Genomic DNA, 12065 nt, shown 5'->3' with positions numbered 1-12065 from the left:
AGACCATATAAAGGAATTTTTAAAACGTTTGCTAATTATGAGTGATTTGACTTAAATGATTTTTTAGTTCATTTGCCAATTGGTAAAGCGGCTAGACTAAAGAATGTTTTTTTATGTAATAATGGGAATAACGAAACATATTTGTCAACATTTTATATAAATAATTCATTATATAAAATAACCATTTTTCCTGCAAATAAAGATGATGAAATATTTTTCAATATTTCATGAAATTTCAATAAAAATATTGCTTTTATGTTGGAAAATTATAATTTTAATATTAAAAAAAACAATCCTTACATATCAATTATTCCGCTATGTTTCAAAAATGAATTTAATACTAACTTAAAATTGTTTAAAGAAGAATTTATTGAAAAAATAAAATATAAAAAAGATATTTTGTTTTATGAAGATAACGAATTTTATTATTTAATTTTAGTATCTAATAGTTATAAAAAATCATTAAAAAAAATAAAGAAATTTAATAATAAAAATATAAGACTATTTAAAAAGAATTTAAATTTTACAGAAGAATATATTTATGGTCGTACATATAACATAAACGATTATAAAAATGATATTAACGTTGTTCTTTATAAGTTTAAAAACGATTTTTTTAATGAGTTTTTCAAGGAAAAAAGCTTTTCATTCAATAATGTTTATAATATTGAATCTATTGCCAGAATTATAAAAATAGATATCAAACAAATAACAGACACTAATAATAATAATTTTAGTGATTTAATTAACATAGAGTTGCAAAACGAATTTTATAAAATAAAATATTTATTTAAAATTTTAGTAAATATTTATCAAAAAACAATACTTAATATCATCTCGACATCAAATGATGCAAATAATTTTATTGTGGTTGATGATTACATGTTAAGTAGAGATATTCTTAGTAAATGCGGAAAAAACAATTTTATAATTTTAAAAACCTCTTTTTCAAAATATAAATATCTTTTTAAAAATGAAAATGTAAAAGGTTTTGTGTTGCAAAATAATAATAAAAATAATTTACTTAATTCATGTATTTTGGCCAAACCGGAATTTGTGTTAATAAATAATGATTTCATGAAATTTAGTAATTCTGAAAGATACAAAGCTTTGCTAGATTTAAGTAGTATAAGTTCTATATATGATATAAATTTAATTTATGAAGAAATACCTTCAAAAATAAATCAAAAACTTTTGGAAGATTTGAATATTAAATATGTATTAAATTAATCATATTTATATATAATTTTAAAATATGAAAAATAAGTTAGGTATTATATTAGATTCATTCGCATGTAAAACAAAAAAAGAACTAGAAGAACTAGGAATTGGTTTTTTACCTCTTCAAGTTGAAATTGATGGGAATTTATATATTGATGGTGTAACCAAATCAAATAAAGAACTAGGAAACTTAATTATGGCAGATTCTATTGTAAAAACATCGATGCCAAATTTAGATTTAATAAAGCAAACACTTAGTGAATATTGTTCTAAATATGAACAAGTTTTATATTTAGGTATTTCATCAAAATTATCTAATACATTTAGTGTTGTTTCGAATTTTGGTAAAGAATATTCAAATTTTCATGTTGTTGATAATTCATTTGTGGGTGAACAATATGTTAGAATGGGGCAACTTGCTCAAGAATTATATTTAAAAACTAATAATATGGAATATGTAAAATCAAAATTGGCGGAAGTAAGTTCTAAAACTACAACCTATATTATCCCAAGGAATCTTAAAAGATTAATTGGCGGGGGTCGTTTAAAAGGTATAAAGAAATTTATTATGGTATCACTTAAATTCTTACCATTAATAAAATATGAATCCGAAGGAAAAGTAAGTGTTGATACAATTAAAAGAACTATAAATGGTATTATTAAAACAGCAATTGACTATCTAAAAGATAAAATAAATCAATTTAAAGAACATACCGTTCAATTTATTTATGGCACTGATGAAGAATTAACTAAAATTACAAAACAAGCTTTAGACGATGAAAAAATAATTATAAATGACACTAATTTTGGCTCAAGCTTAATAATGTCTCATACCGGCGCTGATGCGGTTGCTATCACTATTTATCCAAAATTACATTTTTAATCGGCATGGCCGATTTTTTTAATATTTTGATATATACTAATATAATATTATTTATATTATATTTATATAGAGGGGAAATATGGCAAAATATATTTTTATTACAGGTGGAGTTATATCAGGTTTAGGTAAGGGGGTTATAGCTGCATCTATTGGCAATTTATTGAAATCATATGGTTATAAAGTATTTAATATGAAACTTGATCCATATTTAAATATTGATACAAGTGTTATGTCTCCAATTGAGCATGGTGAAGTATATGTAACAAATGACGGACATGAAGGAGATCTTGATTTAGGTCATTATGAAAGATTTGTTGGTAATAAGTTAACAAAATTGAGTAATTCTACATCAGGAAGAATTTATCAAGAAATTTTTAGAAAAGAAAGAGAAGGATTATTTGAAGGTAAAACTGTTCAAATAATTCCTCATGTTACTAGCGAAATAAAAAGTATCATTTTAAATAAAGATATTGCAAAAGATTATGATTTTGTAATTGTGGAAATCGGTGGTACAGTAGGTGATTTCGAATCAGAATCTTTTATATACGCAATTAGTCAATTAAGTATTGAGATGCCAAAAAATGTTTTCTATGGTCATTTAACATATGTTCCATTTTTAAAAGTTTCAAACGAGTTCAAAACAAAACCACTTCAAGCATCAGTTTCAAAATTACGTTCATTGGGAATTAATCCTAATATGTTGTTTTTGCGTTCTGATAATTTTGTTGGTGATGAAATTAAAAATAAAATTTCAAAAGCAATTTCATTATCTATAAATAACATTATTGATGTACCCGATATGAATAATATATATTCAATCCCCTTATATCTAGATACACAAAAAGTGTTTGAAAGAATTAAAGATCATTTCAATTTAAAAAATACAAAAAAAACAACATCTCTTGAAAAATGAAGGAATTTTGTTGATTTATTTGAAAAACCAAACAAAGAAAAAATAAATATTTTAATGGTTGGTAAATACACACAACTTCATGACGCATATTTATCAATAATTGAAGCACTTAAAATTGCGGCAACCTATAAAGATTCATATGTAAATTTAGATTTTGTTGACTCATCATCAATAGATTTTATTAATTTTGAAAATGATTTAAAAAAATATGACGGAGTTATTATCTTACCAGGATTTGGAAAAAGAGGCTTTGAAGAAAAAGTAAAAGTAGCAGAAATAATGACAAAAAAAGATATACCAACTCTTGGGATATGTTTAGGAATGCAAGCTATGACTGTAGCTTATGCTAGATCAAAAGGTTATAAAAATGCTAATAGTACTGAATTTGATGAAAATACACAAAACAAAGTATTTAATATTATTAAATCATCTGACCCTAAAAAATTAGGAGGAACTCTTCGTGTGGGTGGTTATGATGTGAAGATATCGAAAGATTCAATAGCATATAATATTTATAAAAAAAGTGAAATAAGTGAGCGTCATAGACATCGTTATGAAATAACTAAAGATTGAATGGAAAAAATTCAAGATGAAAACTTTATTTTTAGCGGAATTTATCTTAAAGAGAACCTTGGTGAAATTTGTGAATTAAAAAATCATCCATTTTACTTTGGTGTTCAATATCACCCAGAATTTAATACAACAATATTAACCTCACATCCATTATTTGATTATTTTATTTCTAAAATATTAGAAAAGAAAGGAAAATATGGATTACAAAAAAACACTTAATATGCCCTTTACTAAATTTGATATGCGTGGTAATCTTGGTCAAAAAGAACCTGAATATCGAAAAAAATGAGTAAATATTAATTTATATGAAAAAATTTTAAACTCAAATGACCATAATAATAAGTTTATAGTTCATGATGGCCCTCCTTATGCAAATGGAGATATTCATGTTGGTCATGCATTAAATAAAATTTTAAAAGATATTGTTATTCGTTACAAAACAATGTCTGGTTTTTATTCTCCTTATGTTCCTGGTTGGGATACGCATGGTTTGCCAATTGAACATAAAATGTTGAGCGAATTAAAAATGTCGAATAAAGATTTTACTCCATTAATATTAAGAAAAAAAGCTGCTAGTTATGCATTAAAACAAGTTGAAAAACAAAAAAAACAATTTGAATTATTGCAATTACAAAGTAATTTAAAAGATTATTATGTAACTCTTGATAAAAAATATGAAGTAAATCAACTTAGAGTTTTTAAAAAAATGTGGAATGATGGCCTTATATATAAAGGGTTAAAACCAGTTTATTGATCGCCAAGTAGCCAATCAGCCTTAGCGGAGGCGGAAGTTGAGTATGAAGATTTTGTTTCGCCATCCATTTATGTTGCTTTTAATGTGGTAGAGGGGAATAATTTAATTAAAGAAAATGACAAAATAATTATTTGAACAACAACTCCTTGAACTCTTATAGCTAATTCAGGTGTTGCTGTTAGTGAAAAAGATAATTATTCTCTAGTTAAACATAATAATGAAAGATATATAATCGCAACTAAATTAGTAAACGAACTTGTAAAAACATTCGGGTGAAAAGATATTGCTATAATAGATACTTTTGCATCAAAAAAATTAATGAATGTTAAATACTTGTCGCCATTAAATAATAATTTATCCCCTATTGTTTATGGCCATCATGTAACATTAGATACTGGAACTGGATTAGTTCATATAGCCCCATTATTTGGTGAAGATGACTTTATAATCGGGAGAAATAATAAATTAAATCAAATTATGCATATTTTAGATGATGGTTTAATTGATTTTAAATATAGTAAAGAATTTGGTGGTTTATTCTACTTGGATGCTGATAATAAAATTTTAGAAAAACTTAAAAATGATAATTTACTTATTTATAAAACTACAATAAAACACTCATATCCTCATGATTGAAGAACACATAAACCAATTATTTATCGCGGAACACCTCAATGATTTGTTTCTATAGATAAGATAAAAGATAAAATTCTTAATTCATTAGACCAAATTAATTTTTTAAATTCCTGGTCTAAAAAAAGATTAATGTTAATGATTAAAAACCGTGATGATTGGACCATAAGTAGGCAACGTACTTGAGGTGTTCCTATTATTGCCTTTTATGATAAAGATGATAATATAGTTTTAAATGATGAGATTTTTGACTATGTTATAGATTTAGTTTCTAAAAATGGTACCGATATTTGATATCAATTATCAACTGATGAATTGCTTCCTGAAAAATATCGTAATAAAAATCTTAGAAAAGAAAATGATATAATGGATGTTTGATATGATAGTGGTGTTTCATTCTTAGGGGCGAAAATTAAAGACGCCAATGCCCCTTATGATTTATATTTGGAAGGAAGCGACCAATATCGTGGATGATTTAATAGTTCATTAATAAATTCTGTTGCATTTATGAATAAACCATGTTATAAAAATTTACTTTCACATGGTTTTACACTTGATGGAAATGGTGAAAAAATGTCTAAATCAAAAGGAAACACAATTTCTCCTCTTGATGTAATAAAAGAATATGGTGCTGATATTCTAAGACTTTGAGTTGCTAATAGCGAATACACAAATGATATTTCTATTTCGGAATCTATTTTGAAGCAAAATGTTGAAATTTACAGAAATATACGCAATAAAATTAAGTTTATGTTAGGTAATTTGAATAATTATAAACATAAAAAAATAAAAACTGAAGGTGTTCATAAATATATTGAGAATCAACTTTATGATGTTCAAAATAAAATTTTTAATTTTTATAATAATTTCAGTTTTTTACAGGTTATTAAAGAAGTTAATAATTATCTAAGTGAGTTATCAAGTTTTTATTTAAATATTGCAAAAGATATTTTATATGTTAATAAAAATGATGATAATGAATTATTAATGGTTAAATATAATTTTTACAATATATCATATTTTTTAATTTTAGCTTTAGCCCCTATTTTGCCTACTACATGCGAGGATGCATATGAACACTTCAGTAAAAAAGATAAAAAAGAATCAGTTCATTTAGAAAAATTTGCTAATCCCAAAAAACCGGATGATGACACATTACAATCATGACAAACATTTTTTAAACTAAGGGATGATGTTAATTTATTGATTGAAGAAGCGATAAAAAGTAAGAAAATTAATCGATCATATGAAGCTGAAATTACTTTTAACAAAAAAGATTATGATGTTAATTTTTTGGATGGATTAAAAAATTTAAATACACTTCTTATGGTGGGTAAAATTAAAAAAGGTAATGAAAATAAAATAGATAAATTCTTAGGTAAAAAGTGCGATAGATGTTGAGTTATTTTTGATTCTAAAAAAGTAAAAGATAACTTATGTAAACGTTGTTGCGATATAGTTAAGGAGTATGAATCAAATATTATTAAAGGATATAGTGATAACTAATGGCAAAATATGCAAAATCTTGAAACGACAAATTAAATAATTACTTTATAAAATTAAAATTATATTTTAAAAATAATTGAAAATATATTCTTATTAATTATCTTATATTTCTTATTGTATTTTTAATACTATTCATAATTGATTTCGCCGCCAAAGAAACACTTTTTGTTTTTGATGATGGAAGCAAAAGTTTTAATGGTTCAACGCGCGGTGAATTTGATGTTGATTCATCAAAATATACTAATTTTATCCTTTTTGGGATAAGATCTGTTGGACATGTTGGAGTAACGTTTTTACCGACAAAAAATATTGTTTTTATTCAGGTTCTATCAATAATTTTCTTATTAATATCAATATTTTGTGTTTTATTTACTAAAAATATATTTATAACTGTAGGTTTAGGAATAGTTGCTGCTGGTGATTTCGGGAATATGTTAGATCGTTTTTTATATAATGGTATGGTTAAAGATATACTGTATATACCATGAATGGATTTAGGAACATTTAATTTTGCCGATATTTGGTTATCACTTGGATGTTTGTTTATATTATTTGTGACAATATTTGAAATAATACAAGATAAAAGAAGAAACAAGTTATTGAAAAACGAAGGAGAAAATGATTCCTTCAAGAACAAAAACAATCAAACTTATAATAATAATTTAAAAATGTCTTAAGACATTTTATGCTACCTTAGCTCAATTGGCAGAGCAATTAACTCGTAATTAATAGGCAGCAGGTTCGAATCCTGTAGGTAGCACCATATGGTTTAACCACTAGGAGAATATGGGTTCAAATATGACGAATATATTTTTAGATTCAAATATTTCAAATGCCAAAATAACTGATGATGGCAATTTTTTAATTTATTTAAAAAAATATTTAAGAACTAAGAATTTGTGAGTAAGGAATATAAAAAATCATATCGAAATGAATATCACAACCCAACAAATGAATGATATTGATATATTTGATATAAAGGATAATAAATTTATTTTTTATTTATTGAAAAATAAAATAGTAAATTCATTTAGTTTGTTTATGTACAATATATTTAATAATTCAAATATATTAATTTCTAATGATGTTATATCTTTTGATGCCCTTGAAAATATTAGTGATGATTGTATATCTTATGTTAAAAATGAACGATTTTTGAAAATACGTAAACAATACATTTTCAATATAAAAACAATGAATTCTACTGAAAAATTTGAATTTAAAGATAAAGAATTTTTGTTTGTAAATAAAGATATAAAAAACCAAAAATGTATTTATAATAAAAATTTATTTCCAAAATATACATTTGAATTAGCAGAAAAGAATTATTTCATAAATTCAATAAACTCAAAAGGTAAACGTTTGAAAATATTAACAATTCCATCAATTCAAAATTTTGAAATAGTTGGTATGTTAAGTAAATCAAAACTATTAGTCAAAACATATAGTTTAGAAAAATATATTTTAGGAAAATATGATTTAAAATTGAATCTTCAAGAAATTATTTATGAATCAAATCATGACTTTTCTATTAACAAAATATGGGTTGAGAACAATGAGCTTTTAAAATTTGAAACATATGATGCATGTTTAAATTTAATTTTGACAAATTACTGTGATTCAAAATTAAAGGATTTTGAAACTAAAATAAATCAAATTTTTAAAAGTAAAATTGGTGATAAGGTTAACTCGCACATAAGAATAGAAACATCTAATGATAAAAAATATTGTTTGATATTTGAAACAAATACTATATCAAAATCAAATTATTATATTTATGACATTGTTGCTAGCTCATTAGAAAAATTAAGTCAAACTAACGTTAAACTAATGAATAATAACTATATTATTCCCACAAATATTTCATATAATGGTCTTAATTTTATTATTTATAATCCGTTTAACATATTGCATAAGAATGCGCAAAATGTTACTCATAAAGTTTTAATTAAATTCAATGACTGACCATTTTGCCAAAGATTGAATAAATATGACTTGAAAAATCAAATATTCGCAAATAATGATTATATTGTAGTTAATATTTATTTGGATTATGATATAAAAAGATGATTGAATAACAATTTAGAAAAAACTCATTTTTTTAATACTTATATTGAAAACATAGTATGAAATATCATCAACTATTTACAAAAAAAGTTTTATTATACCTCTTTATCTTTTACTTTTTTGTTTGAAGGTTTAACTGGTTATATTATTAGCAATGTTATATTGAATTTGGAATTCGAAAAAAATATTATTTTTGATGATGCTTTGATTGGAAAAAAACCTCATGAAAATTGAACATATTCATCTTTTGATTTTGGTTTAAAACCTATTAATTATTTAATTCAAAGAGATGGATTAATTAAAAATAAAAATAATATTATTATGACATTCGACTATTCTGAAGATATGAATAGTTTTGATGATTATTATATAGTTTATAAAAATATTTTTAAAAATATACAAAACCATTATAAAAAATTTAAAAGTATAATTCTAACAAACAAGAACAAAACAAGTACAATTTGCAAAAAAATAAATAAAATTATTACTAAAATTTAAAAAATGTTTATTTTTATTATATAAATTAATATATAATTAAAAACGTTATCGAAGTTTAAGACATAAGAAAGGAATCATATGCGCCAAACAACTATCATAAAGCATTTAGAAACAAATAAAAAATGACTTCTTATTGATGCTAAAGATTTAATTTTGGGTAGACTAGCTTCTAAAATAGTAGATATTTTAAGAGGTAAGAATAAACCAACTTTTACACCCAATGTAGATATGGGGGATTATGTTGTAGTAATTAATGCTAAAGACGTAAAACTAACAGCAAAAAAAGAACACGATAAATTATACTATAGTCACTCTGGCTACCCAGGTGGTTTAAAAGTCATTAATGCACATGATTTAAGACAAAAAAAACCTATTGCTATATTAGAAAAAGCAGTTAAAGGTATGTTACCACATACAAAATTAGGAAACAAACAATTCAATAATTTATATGTTTATGCTGGCAATGAACATCCTCATGCAGCACAAAAACCAGAAAAAATCGAGGTTAAATAATGGCTATAACAAAAAAAACAAATACAAATACTATTTCATATCGTGGTTTGGGTAGAAGAAAAAGTTCTACAGCTCGTGTTATCATTAAACCTGGCTCGGGATCATTTGTTGTAAATAATAGAGAAGCTAAATTATATTTAAATTCAGATATTTTTATTCAAGATGCTCTTCAACCACTTTCGTTAACAAATAATTTAAATAAATTTGATATTAATGTTAATGTTAAAGGTGGCGGGTTAAGTGGTCAAGCTGGAGCAATTCGTCTAGGTATTGCTAGAGCTTTATTAGAAGTTAATGCTGATTATAAAGCAAGACTTAAATCTGAAAAAATGTTAACTAGAGATGCAAGAGTTAAAGAACGTAAAAAACCAGGTTTAAGAAAAGCTCGTCGTGCAAGACAATTCTCAAAACGTTAATAAAATTCTTTATGAATTTTTATGCGAGCGTAGCTCAGACGGTTAGAGCACACGACTGATAATCGTGAGGTCGATGGTTCGATTCCATTCGTTCGCACCATTTCATTTATTTGATCAAAAGGACTATGTCCTTTTTTTATTTTAAGTAAAGTAAATTTATGTATTTATGCATTCAATTTATTTCCTAAATTATGACAAAATAGTAAAAATAAAGCATTAATTTAAATTAAATATAAAATGTTATAATATTTTGCATTATAGAAGAAAAGAAAAATGATTATTAGTAAATTCCACTTTATATATAAGTATAAGTTACTAGATAGTGTTAAATGCTAAATAGTTGTTATGGATTTAAAATTTCAATAATTAGAAATTATCAATAGTAATTTGGGGTAATTATGTGAAAGGTAAATATTTATGAATAATATTATTTTAGAACAAATAACAAATATATTTTTTTGAATTACTTTAGGTATTGGTATATTTTTCATGTTTATTACTTCATTTTCTGAGTGGCTTTATTTAATTTTTTCTTTCGCTAAGAAGAAAAAAATATATAGAAATTATAAACCAAGTAAAAATAGGAATTTTGCCATTATTATTCCAGCTCACAATGAATCTGCTGTTGTTGGTAAACTAATTGATAGTATAAAAAATCAAAAATATGATGGATTAATTGATATTTATTTAGTTGCGGATAATTGTACCGATCAACGTCAAACATATAATATAGGTATTGATAAAAATATTAATGTTTTACAAAGATTTCATAAAACATTACGGGGTGGTAATTTTGCTATACAATATGGACTTAGACATATTAGAGATAATAATTTGTTAAAAAAATATGACTGTTTTTGTTCATTTGATGCCGATAATGTTTTAGATGAAAATTGAGTTTATGAAGTTAATAAATTGTTTGATTTTAATGATAAAGTAGAGGTGGTTACAACATATAGGAATTCAAAAAATTTTGGTGATAATTGAATATCTAGCGCTAATTCGATTCAGTTTATAAAAGAGTCTAATATTATTAATAAAGGGAGAGCTACCTTAGGATACTCCGCATATGTTAATGGAACTGGATTTTCTTTTACAAGAAATATCTTATAAAAAACAAATTGATGAGATTTTAATTCATTAAGCCACGATATTGAATTTACTCAATGACTTTTATTAAATAAAATTAAAAGCGGATATACTGATAGTGCTATATTTTATGATGAACAGCCGATTGATTTTAAGAGCTCGTGAAAACAAAGAATGAGATGATGCGTGGGATTTAAACAAGTTTTTGTTTTATATTCTTCAAAACTTTTGAAACAACTTGTAACTTTTAAAAATAAACCAATACAATTAATATCAAATTACACTAATATATTACCAATATGTATTACTTTAATAATAAATTTTGTTTTATATTTATTAACATGTTTTTTAATATTTTTAAACTGTTATGTTAATTATGATTTAGATGTTCAATCACCTTATTTTGCTTTTTTATGTTCTTATGTTTTTTGTACTCCATTATATATTTTTGGTACAATTTTTATAAATTTTTTAATATGGTCTTTTATTACCGTTGTAAAGAATTGGAACAAGATTAACACCACTGCTAAAATAAAAATTATTTCAATTTTTACCTACCCATTTTTTATGTTTACATATCTCCCAATTTCATTTCTATCATTATTTAAAAAAACTTATTCAACAACACCTATTAAAAGAAAAGAACAACAGTAATTTTTTAAGTTATTTTAAAACCAAACTATCGATTTATTAATGATTTGTAATTGCCTATATTCTTATATTTTAAAAAAAGTATTAGATTTAATTCTATTAATTTATGCCAAATATAGACTTAACTTATTTTACAAACGCATAATTTAATACGTTAAAAAGTACTTAATATAATAATTTTATTCAATATTTTTTAAATCAATTAGTTACTTATCTATAAATAATATAATTTTTCTTTTAATTGATAATCATATTTATGTAAATATAGATTAAATTAAGTAATATTGATTTTGCGAAAATACATGATGATAATATTCATTTTAATTAAATTAATAATCTTCAAAATAG

Annotated in this window: 8 protein-coding genes, 2 tRNA genes and 1 pseudogene; all 11 read left to right on the top strand. The window is 23.7% G+C overall.

Going from position 1 to position 12065, the window contains the following annotated elements; all coding sequences use genetic code 4:
* Positions 1–1230: hypothetical protein (locus tag T380_RS04380; protein ID WP_027334134.1), on the top strand; the 1230-nt coding region annotated here is incomplete at its 5' end.
* 25 nt (positions 1231–1255) lie between these two features.
* Positions 1256–2104: a DegV family protein gene (locus T380_RS0101255; protein ID WP_027334133.1), complete on the top strand. Its 849-nt coding sequence runs from the start codon at positions 1256–1258 to the stop codon at positions 2102–2104.
* Positions 2105–2183: 79 nt separating this feature from the next.
* Positions 2184–3809, top strand: a complete 1626-nt coding sequence (locus T380_RS0101250) for a CTP synthase (protein ID WP_027334132.1) — start codon at positions 2184–2186, stop codon at positions 3807–3809.
* Positions 3787–6483 (top strand): isoleucine--tRNA ligase, encoded by a 2697-nt coding sequence (gene ileS / locus T380_RS0101245; RefSeq protein WP_027334131.1) that lies wholly within the window; start codon positions 3787–3789, stop codon positions 6481–6483. The genes T380_RS0101250 and ileS overlap by 23 nt, the downstream gene beginning before the upstream one ends.
* Positions 6483–7160: a signal peptidase II gene (locus T380_RS04235; RefSeq protein WP_051599946.1), complete on the top strand. Its 678-nt coding sequence runs from the start codon at positions 6483–6485 to the stop codon at positions 7158–7160. Before ileS ends, T380_RS04235 begins: the two co-directional genes overlap by 1 nt.
* Before the next feature lie 10 nt (positions 7161–7170).
* Positions 7171–7246 (top strand) — tRNA-Thr (locus T380_RS0101235).
* A gap of 35 nt (positions 7247–7281) precedes the next feature.
* A complete protein-coding gene (locus tag T380_RS0101230; RefSeq protein WP_169734557.1) occupies positions 7282–9048 on the top strand; it encodes a hypothetical protein in 1767 nt (588 codons plus the stop codon).
* 78 nt (positions 9049–9126) lie between these two features.
* The gene (gene rplM / locus T380_RS0101225; protein ID WP_027334129.1) at positions 9127–9561 is read left to right on the top strand and encodes a 50S ribosomal protein L13; all 435 of its coding nucleotides are present in this window, start codon (positions 9127–9129) and stop codon (positions 9559–9561) included.
* On the top strand, positions 9561–9977 hold the full coding sequence (gene rpsI / locus T380_RS0101220) for a 30S ribosomal protein S9 (protein WP_036436727.1): 417 nt from the start codon (positions 9561–9563) through the stop codon (positions 9975–9977). The genes rplM and rpsI overlap by 1 nt, the downstream gene beginning before the upstream one ends.
* A gap of 23 nt (positions 9978–10000) precedes the next feature.
* Positions 10001–10077: transfer RNA gene (locus T380_RS0101215), tRNA-Ile, on the top strand.
* Between the two features lie 317 nt (positions 10078–10394).
* Positions 10395–11720: pseudogene (locus T380_RS03845) on the top strand (glycosyltransferase family 2 protein).
* The last annotated feature ends 345 nt before the right edge of the window (positions 11721–12065 follow it).

It is taken from the genome of Mycoplasma elephantis ATCC 51980 (assembly GCF_000687815.1).
Classification (GTDB): domain Bacteria; phylum Bacillota_I; class Bacilli_A; order Mycoplasmatales; family Metamycoplasmataceae; genus Mycoplasma_H; species Mycoplasma_H elephantis.
The sequence above is the reverse complement of the archived record's forward strand: the minus strand, read 5'-3'. Positions and strand labels throughout refer to the sequence as shown.